The organism is Marinobacter sp. LA51, assembly GCF_030297175.1.
Taxonomy (GTDB): Bacteria; Pseudomonadota; Gammaproteobacteria; order Pseudomonadales; family Oleiphilaceae; genus Marinobacter; species Marinobacter apostichopi.
In genome coordinates this window covers 3,291,739-3,308,703 of the sequence record NZ_AP028070.1, presented here as the reverse complement: position 1 = coordinate 3,308,703, position 16,965 = coordinate 3,291,739, and the positions used below count along the sequence as shown (strand labels likewise).

General features: G+C 56.5%; 15 protein-coding genes. 9 read left to right on the top strand and 6 right to left on the bottom strand.

What is annotated here, in order from left to right; all coding sequences use genetic code 11:
• The first annotated feature begins 2 nt into the window (after positions 1–2).
• Genes QUE89_RS15350 through QUE89_RS15335 form a run of 4 tightly spaced genes read left to right on the top strand, consistent with a single transcriptional unit; the run spans position 3 to position 4,528 of the window.
• Positions 3–2,138 (top strand): type I secretion system permease/ATPase, encoded by a 2,136-nt coding sequence (locus tag QUE89_RS15350; RefSeq protein WP_286220913.1) that lies wholly within the window; start codon positions 3–5, stop codon positions 2,136–2,138.
• Positions 2,135–3,562 (top strand): HlyD family type I secretion periplasmic adaptor subunit, encoded by a 1,428-nt coding sequence (locus QUE89_RS15345; protein ID WP_286220912.1) that lies wholly within the window; start codon positions 2,135–2,137, stop codon positions 3,560–3,562. Before QUE89_RS15350 ends, QUE89_RS15345 begins: the two co-directional genes overlap by 4 nt.
• Positions 3,559–4,209: a helix-turn-helix transcriptional regulator gene (locus QUE89_RS15340; RefSeq protein WP_286220911.1), complete on the top strand. Its 651-nt coding sequence runs from the start codon at positions 3,559–3,561 to the stop codon at positions 4,207–4,209. The genes QUE89_RS15345 and QUE89_RS15340 overlap by 4 nt, the downstream gene beginning before the upstream one ends.
• Positions 4,190–4,528, top strand: coding sequence for a hypothetical protein (locus QUE89_RS15335; RefSeq protein ID WP_286220910.1), 339 nt, complete (start codon positions 4,190–4,192; stop codon positions 4,526–4,528). Before QUE89_RS15340 ends, QUE89_RS15335 begins: the two co-directional genes overlap by 20 nt.
• Here QUE89_RS15335 and QUE89_RS15330 read toward each other — a convergent pair.
• Entirely contained in the window at positions 4,525–6,438 is a 1,914-nt protein-coding gene (locus tag QUE89_RS15330; protein ID WP_286220909.1) for a bifunctional diguanylate cyclase/phosphodiesterase, read from the bottom strand. The genes QUE89_RS15335 and QUE89_RS15330 overlap by 4 nt on opposite strands.
• Positions 6,425–7,120 carry a transglutaminase-like cysteine peptidase gene (locus tag QUE89_RS15325; RefSeq protein ID WP_286220908.1) on the bottom strand — a complete coding sequence of 232 codons (696 nt, stop codon included), beginning with the start codon at positions 7,118–7,120 and terminating at the stop codon, positions 6,425–6,427. Before QUE89_RS15325 ends, QUE89_RS15330 begins: the two co-directional genes overlap by 14 nt.
• A gap of 363 nt (positions 7,121–7,483) precedes the next feature.
• Between QUE89_RS15325 and QUE89_RS15320 the strand changes: the two genes are divergently transcribed.
• Positions 7,484–9,076, top strand: coding sequence for an isocitrate lyase (locus QUE89_RS15320; protein WP_286220907.1), 1,593 nt, complete (start codon positions 7,484–7,486; stop codon positions 9,074–9,076).
• Between the two features lie 86 nt (positions 9,077–9,162).
• On the opposite strand, the gene QUE89_RS15315 is transcribed toward QUE89_RS15320, so the two are convergent.
• Positions 9,163–10,254 (bottom strand): M48 family metallopeptidase, encoded by a 1,092-nt coding sequence (locus QUE89_RS15315; protein ID WP_286220906.1) that lies wholly within the window; start codon positions 10,252–10,254, stop codon positions 9,163–9,165.
• A complete protein-coding gene (locus QUE89_RS15310) occupies positions 10,232–11,473 on the bottom strand; it encodes a YjgN family protein (protein ID WP_286220905.1) in 1,242 nt (413 codons plus the stop codon). The genes QUE89_RS15315 and QUE89_RS15310 overlap by 23 nt, the downstream gene beginning before the upstream one ends.
• Positions 11,474–11,941: 468 nt before the next feature.
• On the opposite strand from QUE89_RS15310, the gene QUE89_RS15305 reads away from it, so the two are divergent.
• The 4 genes from QUE89_RS15305 to QUE89_RS15290 are packed head-to-tail and all read left to right on the top strand — an operon-like array spanning position 11,942 to position 14,330.
• The gene (locus tag QUE89_RS15305) at positions 11,942–12,706 is read left to right on the top strand and encodes a dentin sialophosphoprotein (RefSeq protein ID WP_286220904.1); all 765 of its coding nucleotides are present in this window, start codon (positions 11,942–11,944) and stop codon (positions 12,704–12,706) included.
• Positions 12,707–12,763: 57 nt separating this feature from the next.
• Positions 12,764–13,114, top strand: coding sequence for a hypothetical protein (locus tag QUE89_RS15300; RefSeq protein WP_286220903.1), 351 nt, complete (start codon positions 12,764–12,766; stop codon positions 13,112–13,114).
• 33 nt (positions 13,115–13,147) lie between these two features.
• Positions 13,148–13,819, top strand: coding sequence for a C39 family peptidase (locus QUE89_RS15295; protein WP_286220902.1), 672 nt, complete (start codon positions 13,148–13,150; stop codon positions 13,817–13,819).
• Positions 13,820–13,823: 4 nt separating this feature from the next.
• A complete protein-coding gene (locus QUE89_RS15290) occupies positions 13,824–14,330 on the top strand; it encodes a hypothetical protein (RefSeq protein ID WP_286220901.1) in 507 nt (168 codons plus the stop codon).
• 39 nt (positions 14,331–14,369) lie between these two features.
• On the opposite strand, the gene QUE89_RS15285 is transcribed toward QUE89_RS15290, so the two are convergent.
• Positions 14,370–15,434: a transporter gene (locus QUE89_RS15285; RefSeq protein ID WP_286220900.1), complete on the bottom strand. Its 1,065-nt coding sequence runs from the start codon at positions 15,432–15,434 to the stop codon at positions 14,370–14,372.
• Positions 15,431–16,828, bottom strand: a complete 1,398-nt coding sequence (locus QUE89_RS15280; RefSeq protein ID WP_286220899.1) for a sigma-54 dependent transcriptional regulator — start codon at positions 16,826–16,828, stop codon at positions 15,431–15,433. The genes QUE89_RS15285 and QUE89_RS15280 overlap by 4 nt, the downstream gene beginning before the upstream one ends.
• Positions 16,829–16,965: the final 137 nt, after the last annotated feature.

Genomic DNA, 16,965 nt, shown 5'->3' with positions numbered 1-16,965 from the left:
TCGTGGGAACATCCGAACAAGTCTATGAGGCCGATAGTCTGCTGACGTGCCTGCAGGTTGTATGCAGGTTTCATGGCCAGCAGGCATCGGCTGAGAGCATCTCGTTTGGGCTTCCACTGGATGAGGGCAAGCTTACGCCCTCTACTTTTGGTCGGGCCGCGCAGCGATTGGGTTTCGCCAGTCAGATTGAGAAACAACCTCTTGATGGTATCAACCCGGAGCTCCTGCCAGCGATTCTTTTGTTGGATGGAGATCGGGCCTGCGTCCTGCATGCCCTGGATGTCGAGCAGGGCACGGTCTCGCTGATCTACCCACAATTACCTGACTCCGAGACCCAAACGTCGCTCGCAGCGTTATCGGAACAGTACACCGGCACCGTGCTGTATTGCCGTCCCAAGTTCCAATTTGACAAGAGAGCCACGCGCACCCACACGGACCGCAAAGGCCACTGGTTCTGGGGCGTTATTGCTGAAAATCGAAAACTCTATCGTGACATCTGCATTGCTGCGCTGATGATCAACATTTTTGCAGTCGCGATGCCGCTTTTCGTAATGAACGTCTACGATCGGGTGGTGCCGAATCACGCTACCCACACTCTCTGGGTATTGGCGATTGGAGTGCTGATTGCTCTGTCAGCCGACCTTCTGCTTCGATTGATGCGGGGCTGGTTTATTGACCTGGCGGCGAGCCGGTCAGACGCCAAGCTGTCCGCTTCGATCATGGAGCGGGTTCTGGGCCTCAGTCTTGCTCACCGCCCCCAGTCTGCCGGCGCCTTTGCCGCCAATGTTCAGTCCTTTGAATCGATTCGTTCGTTCGTAAGTTCCATGACGGTGGTTGGTCTCGTGGACTTGCCGTTCGTGTTGCTGTTCCTGCTGGTCATCATGTTGATCAGTTGGCCATTGGGGATTCCGGTCGTTGTCGGCGCGGTCGGTCTCATCATTTACGCGTCCATAGCCCAGCGTAGGCTCAGGGATCTGTCCGAGGAAACTATGTCCGCAGGTTCCCAGCGCAATGCAACGCTTGTGGAAGGCCTGTCGAACCTGGAGTCGGTCAAAAGCTTTGGTGTTGAAAGCCGGATTCAGGCTACCTACGAACGCACGTCACTTTACATCAGTAACATCAGCGCTCGACTGAAGTTCATCGCCGCGACCATTCAGAATGGCGCCCAATGGACGCAGCATATTGTGTCTGTTGCCATCATAATCCTTGGGGTATACCTCATTATCGAGGGCGAGCTGTCTCAGGGTGGATTGATTGCCGCCTACCTGTTGTCTTCCCGGGCCATGGCGCCGGTTAGCCAGGCGGCGGGCCTGCTGGGGCAATACCACCAGGCTGCCACAGCGCTGCGAACACTGGATGAGATCATGGCGTTGCCGCAGGAACGAACGCCGGGCAAAAAATGGGTTTCCCGCCCGGTCCTAAGTGGCAAGGTGGAGTTCCGCGACGTTCAGTTTGAGTACCCAGAATCCGGTCAGCAGGCGCTTAAGGGCGTCTCGGTCAAATTGAACGCCGGTGAGCGGGTCGCGATTCTCGGTAAGAATGGCTCGGGCAAGAGCACCTTGCAGCGCCTACTGTTGGGCTTGTACTACCCCGCAGCGGGCACTATCAGTTTGGATAACGTAGATCTGCGGCAGCTCGATCCGGCCGAGTTGCGCCGGAACATAGGTTATGTGCCACAGGACGTTGAACTTTTCTACGGCAGTCTGCGGGAGAACATCCTGCTGTCGCGTCCGGTATCGGACGAAGAGTTGCTTCGGGTAGCTGAGCTTAGTGGGCTCAAGTCCTATGTGGACGCCCACCCGGAAGGTTTCGACCTGCAGATTGGCGAACGTGGACAGCGTTTGTCCGGTGGTCAGCGCCAGGCCGTTGCCATTGCACGAGCGATGGTGGGCGATCCACCGATATTGCTGTTGGATGAGCCCAGCGGGTCCCTGGACCACTCTAGTGAAGAGCATTTCAAACGCCAGTTGGCGCGTGCGGCAGAGGGGAAGACAGTGGTGATGGTCACTCACCGTACCTCACTGCTGGAGCTGGCAAACCGAATCGTGGTCCTCGATGGCGGCCGGGTTGTGGCTGACGGCGCCAAGGAAACGGTTATTGAGGCATTGCGCCAGGGCAAAATCCGGGGGGCGTCATGACCGACGATCGAGAAAAGTCCTCCCTGGTTGAAAAGGGCTTCCACGGCATTGGTCGTGGCTCCGATCGGGTAGGGCGTCGAACAGAACGGTGGCTCGACAGGCTGATGGGCCGCTGGCTTGATGTGCCGGACAAGCGTGGGTGGGAGCTCGATGGCGAGTGGGCCCGTGTACAACAAGAGCCGGTTCGTGCCCGAGCGTTGCTGTGGATGGTTTTCCTGGCATTCGGTGCGTTGCTGGTATGGGCCGGTTTTGCGCCCATCGACGAAGTGGCCCGTGGCGATGGCAAAGTGATTCCTTCCAGCCAGTTACAGATCGTTCAGTCGTTGGACGGCGGGGTGGTTGAGACCCTGTCAGTAGAAGAGGGCGAATTGGTAAAGAAGGGGCAGCTGCTGGTGAGTATCGAGTCAACACGCTTCGATTCCGATGTTGCAGAGCAGAAGTCGAGAGAGCTGTCGTTGCAGGCGGACATTTTTCGCCTGAGTGCCTTGGTTGAAGGTACTGAAATTAGCTTCCCCGAGGACTTTAAAGAACGGGCGCCGGAGCTGGTTTCGGTGCAGAGGTCTTTGTTTGAAAACAGCCGAAACGAACTGGCCGAGCAGAAAATTATCTACCAGCAACAACTGGAGCAACGGCAGGCTGACCTAAGAGAGGCGCAATCAGCCCGTCGTCAATATAAAGAGGTGCTTGGCCTGGCTTCCCGGGAGCTAGAGCTGAAAAAGCCGTTGCTGGCTTCTGGTGCGGTTTCCGAGGTAGACCTGATTAAGTTGGAGCGGGAGATCTCCAATGCCCGTGGTGAGGTCAGTCAGGCAGAGGCCTCTATATCCAGGGCCCGTTCCGCTATCGCCGAGGCCGAATCAAAAATTCGTGAGACCCGGTTGGTGATGACCAATCGCTGGCGTGAACAGCTGTCGGAAAAGGTGAGTGAACTGGCGGCAACTCGGGAGCTGATGTCGGGGCTCCGTGACCGGGTCAGTAAAACCCAAATCGAGGCGCCGGTGGATGGCACTGTGCAGCGGCTGTTCGTTCAAACTGTCGGCGGTGTCGTGTCGCCGGGTCAGGACGTCGTGGAAATTGTGCCTCTCAACGATGAGCTGTTGGTGGAGGCAAGGGTGTCGCCGAAGGACATCGCGTTTATTCGTAAGGGCCAGGACGCCATCGTTAAATTCACCGCTTACGACTTCGCGGTGTTTGGCGGCCTGAAAGCGACGGTCGAACACATCAGTGCCGACACCATCACCGATGAAAACGATAATACCTATTACCTGACCAGGCTTCGTACAGAAGCTCAGGGCTTTTCCGAACAGCTCGCGATCATTCCCGGGATGACAGCCCAGGTCGATATTCTCACCGGCGAGAAAACGGTGCTGGAATACCTTCTTAAACCGGTTGTGCGTGCAACCTCCCAAGCATTGAGTGAACGATGACAGTAGGCCATTCCTTCCTTGTCTACGCGCCAACCTTCAGGCCGCTGGAGCACTGGCAGCGGGTGCTGCCGGACGCGTACCTGTTCGAGACCGGAGAGCAGTTGCCTTCGCCTTTTGAAGGGAGTTTGCTGTGGCTCTGTACCGATGTGCCTGATTGGCAAAGCCTGGCGCAGAGCTGGTCTGAAGCTGGCAGCCGGGTTGCCGTGTTGACCCGGATACCTGAAAGTGCCGAGATGAATCGAGCCCTGGCCTGTGGCGCTCGGGCCTATGTGCCTGCACTTGCAAACAGTCGGGTCTTCCAGCAGGTTGCAGATAGCCTGCGATACGGTGGGCTCTGGTTTCCGGAGAATCTGCTGGGTTCGTTGCTGCAGTTAATGTCGAGTGCCCTGAACTCGGCGCCAGCCGCATCCCAAGAGACTGACCTGAGCATGCTTACTGCCAGGGAGCAGGAAGTGGCTCGTCGTGCGTCAAAAGGTGTCTCCAACCGGGAGATTGCCGATGAACTCGGTATTACTGAAAGAACCGTCAAGGAACATATGGGATCGGTGTTCAGGAAACTGGGTGTGCGTGATCGCATGCAATTGATGCTACTGGTGAGCGGGCAACGGACGAACGACGGGAGCGATGATGTACGTAAGGCGAAATAATCAGGGCGACGTTGTCGCCGTCAGTGAGGAGCCTTTAGACGGATTCGTGAGTGTGCCTGCCGACGATGCCGACCTGCAGGCTTTCCTGACAGCGGGCGCGGGCCTCCCGGTGGACCAGCGGTTTCGTGAGTCTGATTCATCGTTGATCCGGGTCATCGAGGATCTTGTCGACCTGCTGTCGGTGAAAGGAATTATCCGATTTACCGACCTACCCCCGGAAGCCCAGCAAAAGCTGATGGCCCGAAAGTCCATGCGAGGCCAGGATGACCACCTGAACCTCATAGATGAAGTCGGCGACGATCTGTTCGATTTCGATTAACTGGCCCGCGACACTCCAGGGCCGGTTACTCCATTAAATCCTGCCTCCCAGGCTGCTTCAATGCAAGCCTCAGATGTTGCCCCGGCCAGGTAAACCTCTAGTCCAATGGAATGCGCCAACGCTGTGAGTCGCTGCATGTATTGTTGTGCGGTATGGTCCGATTCCAGACGCTGGGCATACACCGGATCCGTCTTGATGTAGTCCAGCCCAAGTTCATGAACTTTGGAAATGCGCTCCAGGTTATGGCCGACACCACCAATGCCAACCTGGCATCCACGCTGTTGCGATTCGTGAATGAAAGAGCTCAGGCGTAAGTCGCCAATGCTCAGTGCCGAATCCGGAAGCTCGAGCCGGAGCGGGTGCGATTCTGATGGGCGATCTTCGATCAGCTTCAGCATGCGATCGCACGCGTCCTCATCCAGCAGGCTTTCGGTTGAGACGTGGACGAGCACAGGATTGCCAATAACGGGCGGTGCGATCGAACTCAGATGCTTCATCATCGCGATATCAACCATGGGGAGCAGCCCCAGGCGTCGGCTCCAGGGCAGGAAGTAACCGGCAGCCCGCCAATCGCCGTTGAGTTTCAGGCGAATCTTGGCTTCCTGATGCAGCGGAGTGCCGTCGCGGCCGACCAGAGGGTGCAGTACCTCGTCCAATTCGTCATTGTCGAGCGCCGACTGGATCGCGGCGCGCCATTCCGACGCGTTGCGGAAGGGAATGTCTTCCTCGCTATCTTCACCAATCACGAGAGGTTCTTGTGCCTGTTCGGCCTGTGCCAGCAGGTGATCGGCCCGCATCATTACCTCAGCCCTGCTGGTGCCTGGCTGGAAAACGCTGGCTGAGAACCGCAGATCCTGGCGCTCTTCCTGGTTGCCGGGCCCCTGGATTCCAGAGACAAGCATATCGCCGAGCGCATGGGTGTCGTGAAATTCGGTCAGCAGAATGCCGAAGTCCGAACCGTTCAGGCGCCCGATAAAAAAGTCAGTGAAGTGGTGGTCGCAGTCTGCAAAATTATCTGACACCTGGGAACAGAATCGGCGGAGCTCGGCATTGACCTGCTCATGGCCAAGCTTGGCGTTCAGGCTCGCAAGCTCGGGCACTCGGGCCAGAATCAGGGTGTGCCGGGCATCGTTGTCGTGATCGGCTAGCAGCGCATCAAGACGATTGGCAAAGAACTCCCGGTTGGCAACGCCGGTGACAGGGTCGTGCAGGGCTTTTTCGCGCATCTCCGCCAGTGCCTTGGCCTCGCTCTCCAGCATGTTCTCGACGCGCCGGGACAATTTGTTCATGGCCCGAACTACCCGCCGGAATTCGGTGGTTCTGGGTTCCGCGGAGACGATAAAGCGTTTCTCGCCAATGGCCTCGGCTTGCTGCACCACATCTTTCAGGGGGTGACTGATTCGGCGCACCAGCCAGCTACCAGCCAATCCTGCGCACAGGGCGACCAGCGTAAGCCACAAGAACAAACGCTGGGCGGTCACCCACAGTGAGTTGGCGGCATAGCTGGTCGCGCTCTCCACGGACACCGTCCCGTAATTGACCCAGCCATCAGACACGGTGGCTACGCCCGCGGGCACTCTGAGCGGAAAGAGCGACCGGAACCAGCCCGGAGCGCTCAGATCCGTGGCCTCACTCCGCAAATCAACCGACTTGCCATTGCCGAACTCCAGGCGAATGCGCTGGTAGTGGCCGGTGGCAAACTGGGCATCGAGAAAGGAGCGAATCAGCGCCTGTTCTTTTTCGGTATGAGAAAGGGTGATGGCAAGGGAGTTCGCACTATCAATGTTCTTCAGTGCCAGCTGTTCCTGATAGTACGCCTGGGCCGAGACCAGGCTGGCTGCAAGACTGGCTGCAAAGGCCGTGACAATCAGGATGGTGGTAGCCAGCCACAACTGTTTAACGAGAGACATTAAAGCTTACTCCTTCGCTACGCATACGATTAAGGACGTCCCGCCAGGGTGACAGGCGAGCGGTGGAACTGCCTGCGGAGGCGCCGGCACCTCCCGCCCAGAGTTCACTGCTGTTAAAACTGAATACCGGCGTCAGGTCGGTGCGCTCTCTTGCCGGCAGAATATCTTCCATCAGGCTGTCCAGTAGAACGGGTTCTGCGCCAGGTGTGGGGTAATAGCCCAGCACCATGTGGGGTCTGGTGATGGGACTGGCTGGCCCGCCGATACGGGCGCGCACGTAGATCAAGCGGAGCTGATCGTCGGTTATCCCGGCACTGAGAAGGCTAACATATTGAATGATAACAAAGTCTTCGCAGTCGCCCATGCCATGAGCGAGCGTTTCCAAGGGTGAGGCCCAGTAATCTTCACGATTCCACAGGTCACTGTCCAGTCGGTATTTCAGGGCATCGTGAACAAACTCGTTAACCTGGCGGAGCTTTTCGTCGGTTGGCAGGGACTCGATCCGTTCCAGCAACGACTGCCATTGGTCGAGGACCTGGTTTTCGGAATCGTAACCGTACCGAAGCCACTGACTGCGGCTTTGGGAGAAATCGATGGTCGCTCCGACAGGTTGCTCTGAGGAACGGGTGGGCAAGATCAACAGGCTGCAAGCGACCGTGATCAGAACGAAAACGGCTCGCATCGCCCTTAACATGCCCGGATCACGGTTAACGACCCCCATCGACGCTCACTTACTTCCTTAATCTGATTGCTGGCTGGACGCGACACGGAGGGTGGCGGTCCCAGAGTCTGCAGTCTGGGCGAAAAATCACCTTATGTCAGTTGCGTATGTGTAAATAAAGCTCATATGTTTCAGGGATTCGGGTCATTCACCAAAAAAATGCTGAATATAGATTATATAAATTTCAATTATAAATTCAGAGGCACTAAAGTGGTCGTCAACGTCAGCGCAACGCTCCGAAAAGCGCTGTGAATGCTGACTTCGGAATTCGCTTTAAGTGGTTCCGCACCGACTAAGAAAACCAACGTAGAAAGGATTGAGATCATGCCCTACGCACAAGACGTTGACCAGATTACATCCCTGTTGAAGCAGCATCCGACCTGGAATGCTATCAACCCGAAGCACGCCGCCCGTATGCGTGCTCAGAACAAATTCAAGACCGGCCTGGATATCGCCAAGTACACCGCCAAGATCATGCGCGAAGACATGGCCAACTACGACAACGACACCGCTCAGTACACCCAGTCCCTGGGCTGCTGGCACGGCTTCATTGGTCAGCAGAAGATGCTGTCCATTAAGAAACACTTCGGTTCCACCAAGCGTCGTTACCTGTACCTGTCTGGCTGGATGGTAGCCGCTCTGCGTTCAGAATTCGGTCCTCTGCCTGACCAGTCCATGCACGAGAAGACTGCCGTTTCTGGCCTGATCGAAGAGCTGTACACCTTCCTGCGTCAGGCAGATTCATGGGAACTGAACCACCTGTTCCGTGCCCTGGAAGAAGCTGAAAACGCCGGTGACAACGCCAAGGCCGAAGAACTGATCAAGCAGATCGACAGCCACGAAACTCACGTTGTACCGATCATTGCCGACATCGACGCCGGTTTCGGTAACGCCGAAGCAACTTACCTGCTGGCTAAGCAGATGATTGAGGCGGGTGCTTGCTGCATCCAGATCGAAAACCAGGTTTCTGACGAGAAGCAGTGTGGTCACCAGGATGGCAAGGTAACCGTGCCGCACGCTGACTTCCTGTCCAAGATCAACGCTGTACGTCTGGCGTTCCTGGAGCTGGGTGTGGACGACGGTGTTATCGTTGCCCGTACTGACTCCCTGGGCGCTGGACTGACCCAGAAGATCGCCGTAACTGAAGAGCCGGGCGACCTGGGTGACCAGTACAACAGCTTCATCGATGGCGAAGTGATCGAGAAGGCTGAAGACATCAACAACGGCGACGTTGTTATCAAGCAGAACGGCCAACTGGTTCGGCCGAAGCGTCTGGCATCTGGCCTGTTCCAGTTCAAGCCGGGCACCGGCGAAGACCGCGTTATCCTCGACTGCATCACCAGCCTGCAGAACGGCGCTGACCTGCTGTGGATCGAAACCGAGAAGCCGCACGTTGGCCAGATTGCAGCCATGGTTAACCGCATCAAGGAAGTGGTGCCTGACGCCAAGCTGGTTTACAACAACAGCCCGTCCTTCAACTGGACTCTGAACTTCCGTCAGCAGGTATTCGATGCATGGCAGGAAGAAGGCAAGGACGTTTCAGCTTACGACCGTCCGAAGCTGATGAGCGAAGAGTACGACAACACCGAGCTGGGTCAGCTGGCCGACGAGTGGTGCCGTAACTTCCAGCGTGATGGTTCACGTGAAGCCGGTATCTTCCACCACCTGATCACGCTGCCGACTTACCACACTGCGGCCCTGTCTACGGACAACCTGGCCAAGGGCTACTTTGGTGACGAAGGCATGCTGGCATACGTTGCCGGCGTACAGCGCAAGGAAATCCGCCAGGGTATCGCTACCGTTAAGCACCAGGACATGGCTGGTTCTAACATCGGTGACGACCACAAGGAGTTCTTCGCTGGTGATGCGGCCCTGAAGGCCGGTGGTAAAGACAACACCATGAACCAGTTCGGTTAATCGATCGGTTCGGTGGTCACTCCCGGAGTTATCCGGGAGTTAGCCAGAAAAGCCCCGCCATGTGCGGGGCTTTTTTGTGTCTGCCGTTATGGGTGGCCGGAGCCTGCTTTCCGGAAGCGCTCAATGCGCTCCTTAGTGGCGGGGTGGCTGGAAAGCAAATGCCCAAGGCTACCCCAACGGCTGGGTGCCTCATTTTCCGCATCGGTGGGAGAGGTGCTGTCTGTGTGATCGGTAGTGCTCAGCCGGGTCATGATCGTGGCGAAATGGGCCGGGTCGAGGCCATTCTGTTGCATTACTGCCAGGGCATACTCATCGGCCTGTCTCTCCATTTCTCGCGAATACGACAGGCTCATCAACACGGCCGGAACCACCACGGTGGAGTCCGAGAAGGCCGATAAATCGCCGGTCATCATCACAATCAGCCAGAAGGTCAGTGACGACTGAGCCATACCCTGCATGCCGTGACGGTGGGCGACATGGCCAATCTCGTGCGCCAGGATTGCCGTCAGTTCGTCATCGTGTTCAGCCAGCGCCACCAGATCATCGGTGAAAATCAGCGTGCCGTCAGGCAACGCCAATGCGTTCGCGCCTATGGCGGGGGAAGCGCGAAACTCCACATCCAGACTCTGTCCGCCAACTGGCGTTAATAACGGTGCAAAATGGTCGCGCAGCGCCTGCTGTCGTTGTTGCGGTAATTGCGAGGGTTCAAGCCAGGTATCGTCCAGAGAGGCCAGGGTGGTTTCACCCACTTGTTCGGCAACGCCATCCGGTACCGCGTAGGCGATTACCTTGGCGGTCCAGGGCACGCCGTAAACGAACGCGAAGGCGGTTACGGCTACCGTTGCCACCGCAGCCAGCAAAATCAGGCCGAGATTGTTCTCCAGCCGGTGCACCAGCCGGGTTACGCGCCCGCTGGAGGAGCGCCGCGCGAGTTGGTCGACAAGGTCGTTATGGCGGGTTTCGAACACGGCATCGTTGGGTAGGTGGAGGTAGCGGGGCGTGTTGCCCACCCGGGGGGAAATGTTCAGGTCTTGCCAGCTCAGTGTTTTTTGGCCCGATGGGGTGGCCAGGACCAGCACGCCTCCGGCAGAACGCAACAGTGCGTCCTCCCGGAGTGAGCTGTCGCCAGAATAGAACTGTCCTTCAATGACCAGTTCAGATTGCGGCGAATTCGACATCGAAGGCGTCTCCCAGTTCCTGGCCCAGTGCGCTGGTTCGAGTCTGCTCGGCCGCAACGAAGTGGTTCAGGTCACCGGAAATCACCATGGAGGTGCAGCTCGCCCGGTAGCGGGCCATGCGTACTTTGGCCCAGGGGGTGAATAAGCCGAGAGTCAGCACCACAAGCAGGCTGTTGCTAAGGTAGATCCACACCATTTGCGCCGGCTTCAGCTCGGACTCGAAGCTGTGATCGGCCAATTGGGTGGAATTGAGGAACAGGTTGGTGATACCCGCCATGAAGAACCCGAAGAGGGTCAGGTAACCGACACCCGCAATCACGGCAGCCAGTGCCGGCATTTCAGCTCGGGCGGCGAGGAAGGCGGCGACGGCGAATCCAGCAATCATCAGCAGCGCCTTGCCGAAGAGCAGGTAATACACCTTGGTAGAGGCCGTCAGCTCGAATGGCGCGGTTCCGTAGCGGCTGCCGTTGGCGACGAAGGCATGGGTTTTTTTCAGCACCAGCGGGGTCAGCAGTGTCAGGCACAGCAGATTCAGGATAGGCCAAACGAAGGCCACCATGAAGGCCTCACCATACTTGCCCTGAAAGTCGAAGCGAATGTTGCGGTAGGCGCTGTTGATCGCGGTGAAACGCAGAGAACGAACCATGATCCAGGGCGTGACAAAAATAAACGCCACACCCAAGACCACAGCAGCCTCAACGTAAAGGTTCGCGAGAGCAACGTAGGCAACCAGAACAGCAAGCGCGATCAAACGGCCTTTCAGGATGGTGATGGGATTGGCCAGGTATTGGAAGCTGGAGTCGTCCAGGCGGGTGTTGCCATAGAAATACTGGTTGTTGCGAACCGTTGCCCAGGCCGAATAGATACCCAGAGTGACGATGGTCAGAAGGATGTTAACGATCCAGATACCGAAATATTCGCCACCACGACCGGTGAATTCAAGGGGGGCCAGCTTGAGATCCTGTGCTTGCTCGACAGGTGCTTCTTGAACCCGGATGCGGACATCGGCACCAGCCTCAGTCAGCTTCTTCTGGTAAATCTGCGCGTCGTCATAGCTGAGGTTGGATTTGATGGCGGATGACGATGACGGGGATAGCAGGCGCTCGATCCGCTCTTCGGTTGCTTTGAATAAGTTCTGAAGGTTGGCCTTAACCTGGGCGTCGTCAAAACCAGGGAGAGCCTGGCCGTTGTACACAACTTGATAAAGCTCAGTCGACATATCAGTTCCTTGTGAGTCCGTCCTGCGTGACAGGACCGCAGTCCTGGCGGTGCTTTCGTGCTTTTAAGAACAGTAACCTGCACGACATTACCAGAAATTCATTCGAGGTATGTGAGCATTCTTGCATTTTATGTGTTGGTTTGTGAGCGAGATGGGTTAGCCATGCAGTTTAATTTTTAACACTTATGATTCCGCCTATGTCTCTGAATTAGCACTTTTATCCCGTGATATCCCGAATTAGCGCCGAACGACCTGTTTCATTGATGCAACAGGTGGGGCTTCCTTGATGTGTCTAAAAAAACGCGACTTTTAGAAAAAATTGTTTAAAAACATTTTGTTGCGTTTTATTTCAAAAAACTGGCATGGCAATCGCTAGGGTATATCTGTGGACCGGACCCTGCCAAATCCGACGGCTAGCGGATGGGCCTGGATACCTCACAAGCCAATAACATCAAAGGAATTGACGCTATGAACACTAACAAAAGCTTGCTAGCAATCGCCGTTGCACTGGGTTTGGGGTTGTCGGGTGCCGTTTTGGCTGATCCTATCCTGGGTGGAGACGGCGATCCCAACACCAATGCCAACGACGGTTCGGCTGCGCTGAATGATGTAGCTAACACCGACAATAATTCTGACAACTCAGATAACTCGGATAATTCGGATAATTCCGATAACAGCACCGATGTCGCTGATTCGTTCAAAATCGCCGACAGTGGCAATGATATGTCGGACAACTCTGACAACTCCGATAACACCGATAACTCGGACAACTCGGATAACTCAGATAATTCCGACAACTCGGATAACAGCACCGATGTCGCTGACTCTTTCAAAATCGCCGACAGCGGTAACACGGACGACAATTCCGACAACTCCGATAACTCCGACAATTCGGATAACTCGGATAACAGCACCAACGTCACGGACGCGTTCAAGATCGCAAACAGTGGCAATACCGACGACAACTCGGACAACAGCACTAGCAACGATCTCGACCTGTCCCTCAATGTGTTCCTGAACAACGCTGATCTCGACGGAACCGTTTCAGGCACTACCGTTAATTACGGTGACGCCAGACGTCACTCCGAGACCTACGCCAAGCACTACAACAAGATCTCGGATAATTCCGCGAACTTCACTGGTGTGGGCGCGTTCGCTCAGAACAACGGCCACGGTTCAGTCAACCAGGCTAACGTGAGTGTGCAGTCCAATCTGTCAGCAGGCGGTAACTGAAGCACGATGGTTGCGCCCCAGTAGGGGCGCAACCCGGTTACTACCGGGAGGCATGTCATGACTGACATCGTCAAAGGGGTGCTGAAAGCGGTTGGCGCGGTGTTGATCCTCGGATCGGCACCTGCGGTCTTTGCCGAGGACTTGATGGAGCTGACTCCCATGAGTGCAGACCAGCTGGAGGGATCCAGCGGGCGCCAGGGCGTACCCTTGCAGTGGCAGCTAAACGAAACGGAACAAAATGCCATGGTCACGGGCAATGTGTTGTCAGGGCACTCGGTGACCGGTGACAACATGATCACGGATCAGGCATTCAGCAATATGAGTGGTATAGCCACGGTCATCCAGAACACCGGTAACCAGGTGGTGATCCAGGACAGTACCCAGGTCAATATCCTCATCAACCATTAATGGAGGTGGACCATGGTAACGCGGAGGCTTGTGATGCTTGCTGCAGGCGCTGCCACACTGTGGTCCACGGCCTTTGCCGGCAATGTGCTGGTGCCGGGCCTGGGCGGTGGTCTCCAGTTAGAAGTGGAAAGCTATCAGGAAAAGCGTTTCAGTTCGATTATGCGCCAGCAGTATGACTTCAGCTGTGGCTCGGCGGCCGTGGCGTCATTGCTGTCATACCACTATGAGCACAAGGTCACTGAAGCAGAGGTGTTCCGGGGCATGTTTTCTCTCGCCGACCCTGACAAAGTGCGCCGGGAAGGTTTTTCCATGCTTGACATGAAACGCTACCTCGAATCCGAAGGCTACCTCGCTGACGGTTTCCGGCTGCCGTTAACCGGCATGCGGGAGAAGGTAGCCCTGCCAGCGATTGCGCTGGTCACATTGGACGGCTTTCGGCACTTCGTGGTCATCAAGGGCATCAGTGAGCGTGAGGTCTATGTCGGCGACCCAACTCGCGGCCTTAGAGTCTACCCGAGAGCACAATTTGAAGAGTTTTGGGACGGTTCTGCCTTCGTGATACGCAGTCATGTGGCGCTGGGGCGGAAGACGTTTGATCGCGATGGAGGGTGGTCGCAATACGTGCGTGCGCCACTGTCCACAAGGCCGGACGGCCCATCCTTGGGGCACACCCTGCCTTATTGGCCGACGCCAAGGGAGTGGTGACCGTATGAATAAACAAAGAGCGAACAATCAAAAAGCATGGTCTGCGATACTGGTGGTGTTAACGGTGGGGGCTCTATCGACCGTCAGGGCCGATGGGGTGTTTCCGGAGCAGCCACTCAGCGATACTGAGCTGGCGTCCCTGCGAGGCGGATTTTTCCTCGATAATCTTGAAATTTCGATTGGCCTTGAACAGATCGTTTCGTTTGATGGTGAGACTCTTGCCATTAACCGTCTGACCATCCCGAATCTGAACCAGATTTCCAATGGCCAGGTGGTGCCCCATACGGTCGAGACTCACGTGGCTAACCTTGGCGCTGCCTCTAATGGCCAGTCCCTGGTCTCTACAGTAACGGAAGGTGGGGGCTGGATAACGGTGATTCAGAACACGCTTAACAGGACCACTATTCAGAATAGCCGGCAGCTGAATATTCAGATGAACAATCTAGGGCCAGCGCTGAACCGTATCCCAGAGGATATGCGCGAACCGGTGATACAGTTGCTTGGCCATTGAGGGCTAGCCAGCTACTAAGGCTAGCCCAATGCTGGAGTTTCAGAGCGTGAATGGCATTCTCAGGGTCAGTTCGCTGCTTGGTGCGTTTTCAGTGACCCCCACGCTGACGGTCAGGCTCAGGTTTGTGTTGGGCGTCAAGCGTTGCGAGAGTCCGAACGACAAAGAACCGATCTGGATGTGATCGAAAGTAGATGCGAATAAATCACTGTTATTTTCAAAACTGGTCCGTTGAATGATCGAGTGATCGTAACCCAGGCTGAATGATGTTCGTTCATTGAACGCAAACCCCATACCGAAGCCGAGGCGAATGACATCGCCAGGATCAATCCGGCCACCGTTCTCTGTGCCCTGATCTTTCGCCTGTGTCCATACATAGCTGAGGCTGCCGAACAACACGGCCGGATCCGAGGGGTAAATAAATGAGAGTCCGGGTTCGAATGACCAGAAGCCGGAGCCTGTTGGCCGTTGTTCCAGTTCGGTGCCGATAGGGTTACCTTCACTGTCCTCCACCACGCGCCGATCCACATCATAGGGGCTGTCACCGGTCGGAGCTTTCACCCGGAACACGCCGATGACGTAGGGCCAGCCGTCCAGGCCATCATTTAACTGGTAACGTGCGGACAGCTCGACATCGCCCAGGCCTTCACCAGAGGACTCGCGCAGGGTATCGACCGGAGTGCCCTCAAACGCCTGCCGTTCCCGGAGGTCTTCGCTGATCCTTAGCCACGGAATCCGTATGTCGGTTTCTAATCGGCTGGTGATGCCGTATTTGAAGGTTAGCGAAGTAACAAAAATGTCCCGCTGGATCTCCGAAATGTTGATTAGACCTACAAGCAATGCCGGAATCACGGTGTAGCCTTCGATGGCCACGCGAGTGGAGTTGCTGTGGGCATGGGAGAAGGCCGGTTCGATGGTCAGCCGTCCGGGGCGGGTGACGATGCCCCGGTCGGTGGTAATCGAGGCAATTTCCGTGACCTGTTCTGCTCTGCTGTCGGCGGCTTCGGACGTGGCCTGAGCGGAGCTGTTCGACTCTGATTGCGCAAACCCCAGGGTGGGAATCAGGCAGGCGCAGGTGAGCAATGGAATACGAGGTGTACTGATCATGGTAAATCTCCCTTCGGGGGCGAACCCTGACGATAATGGTCGCCAGAGTGGCCTCTGTTGTACTTCTCCATGAGCCGGTAAAACGAAACCCGGGAAATCTTCAGAATCCGCGCAGCGGCGGAAATGTTGTGATGGGCAAGGGCCAGGCTGCAGGACAGCGCCTGGCGTTCCGCCCGGGCGCGAAATTCCTCCAGACTGAGGTTTGAGGTGGCGGCGTCGCCGGTGTCATTGCCGGCGTGCGCCAAACCCAGATCTTCGGGGGTGATTTCATCGCGGTCGCACAGCAGCAAGCCCTGCCGGAGTCGATTCTGCAACTCCCGAAAGTTGCCGGGCCAAGAGTGGTTGACCAAGCTTCGGATTGCGCCATCGCCGAGAGGTTTGTGCTCTGAGCCGAGGGCCGACGAGTCCAGTAACGCTTCGGCTAAGTCTGGAATGTCCTCGCGCCGTTCTCTCAGTGGCGGCATCTTCACTTCCAGGCCGCCGAGGCGGTAATAGACATCACTGCGGAAGCGCTCCGCTTCAATCAGCTCGGTTAATGGTTGGCTGGCGGTGGTGATAATGCGGCTGTCTATTCGAATGGGGTTGCTTCCGCCAATCCGTTCGATCTGGCCTTCCTGCAGAAACCGGAGAATTGCCGATTGTTGTTCCAGGTTCAGCTCGTCGATCGAGGACAGGATAAGCGATCCACCGATGGCCTGCTCCAGACGGCCAGCATGGGCACTCAAGGCATGGGTGAAGGCGCCTTTTTCGTAGCCGAACAATTCGCTCTGGGTGAGCGATTCAGGCAGGGCGGCGCAGTTGACCGTTACCAGCGGCCCGGAGGCTCGGGTGGAGTGCTGGTGGATAAACTGCGCGGCCGCGTCTTTTCCGGTTCCGCTTTCACCGACAATAAGCACCGGTTCAGCGGTCACCGAGAATCGGCGTAGCAGATCCCGGGCCTGGCGAATCGCTAGCGAATTGCCCTCCAACACCAGGCTTTGGTAACCGTCCCGCGGCAGGGCCCCGCAGGGCTCACGAATAACCGCCATGCCCCAGAGATGCCCCAGCACTGTATCGAGCCGGTCGCTGTCCACAGGCAGGGTGTGAAAATCAGAGCAGTACCGGGTGATCAACTGGGCCGTTCGGGTTCCGCTTATTGGGCGATGGGCAACAACGCCGACCCAGTAGGAAAGGTTGAGGGCTTCCAGCCAGTGTTCAAACCAGGGTAGGTCGTCTGTTGGGCCCTGGCTTAGATCGAGAACGCCTACCCTGGCGCCGACCGGGGGGGATAAAAGTATTGGCACTGGGTTTTCCGCGTTGAAATCGGTTAACTCCCAACGGGATACCAGGGCGTTGCGTACCTTACTATTGCTATGTGCCGCTGACAGCCAGACGAGCGGTCTCTTTTCCGTCATGGCAAACCTCCACAAAAGTGGTGCCTTGGAAACGTGACTGCCAGTTCAAGCCTTATTCAGAATGTATGCCACAAAAATTATCAATAAGGCTTTCAGGCGCTTGCAAGATCCGCCATTGAGTTGCTTCGTACCACTGT

Excerpts from the sequence above, each read along its gene's own strand:
- QUE89_RS15310 (WP_286220905.1), bottom strand. The coding sequence starts at position 11,473 with ATGTCGACTGAGCTTTATCAAGTTGTGTACAACGGCCAGGCTCTCCCT.
- QUE89_RS15325 (WP_286220908.1), bottom strand. The coding sequence starts at position 7,120 with ATGCGAGCCGTTTTCGTTCTGATCACGGTCGCTTGCAGCCTGTTGATC.
- QUE89_RS15280 (WP_286220899.1), bottom strand. The coding sequence starts at position 16,828 with ATGACGGAAAAGAGACCGCTCGTCTGGCTGTCAGCGGCACATAGCAAT.
- QUE89_RS15290 (WP_286220901.1), top strand. The coding sequence starts at position 13,824 with ATGAATAAACAAAGAGCGAACAATCAAAAAGCATGGTCTGCGATACTG.
- QUE89_RS15315 (WP_286220906.1), bottom strand. The coding sequence starts at position 10,254 with ATGTCGAATTCGCCGCAATCTGAACTGGTCATTGAAGGACAGTTCTAT.
- QUE89_RS15345 (WP_286220912.1), top strand. The coding sequence starts at position 2,135 with ATGACCGACGATCGAGAAAAGTCCTCCCTGGTTGAAAAGGGCTTCCAC.
- QUE89_RS15335 (WP_286220910.1), top strand. The coding sequence starts at position 4,190 with ATGTACGTAAGGCGAAATAATCAGGGCGACGTTGTCGCCGTCAGTGAG.
- QUE89_RS15295 (WP_286220902.1), top strand. The coding sequence starts at position 13,148 with ATGCTTGCTGCAGGCGCTGCCACACTGTGGTCCACGGCCTTTGCCGGC.
- QUE89_RS15320 (WP_286220907.1), top strand. The coding sequence starts at position 7,484 with ATGCCCTACGCACAAGACGTTGACCAGATTACATCCCTGTTGAAGCAG.
- QUE89_RS15305 (WP_286220904.1), top strand. The coding sequence starts at position 11,942 with ATGAACACTAACAAAAGCTTGCTAGCAATCGCCGTTGCACTGGGTTTG.
- QUE89_RS15300 (WP_286220903.1), top strand. The coding sequence starts at position 12,764 with ATGACTGACATCGTCAAAGGGGTGCTGAAAGCGGTTGGCGCGGTGTTG.
- QUE89_RS15285 (WP_286220900.1), bottom strand. The coding sequence starts at position 15,434 with ATGATCAGTACACCTCGTATTCCATTGCTCACCTGCGCCTGCCTGATT.
- QUE89_RS15340 (WP_286220911.1), top strand. The coding sequence starts at position 3,559 with ATGACAGTAGGCCATTCCTTCCTTGTCTACGCGCCAACCTTCAGGCCG.
- QUE89_RS15330 (WP_286220909.1), bottom strand. The coding sequence starts at position 6,438 with ATGTCTCTCGTTAAACAGTTGTGGCTGGCTACCACCATCCTGATTGTC.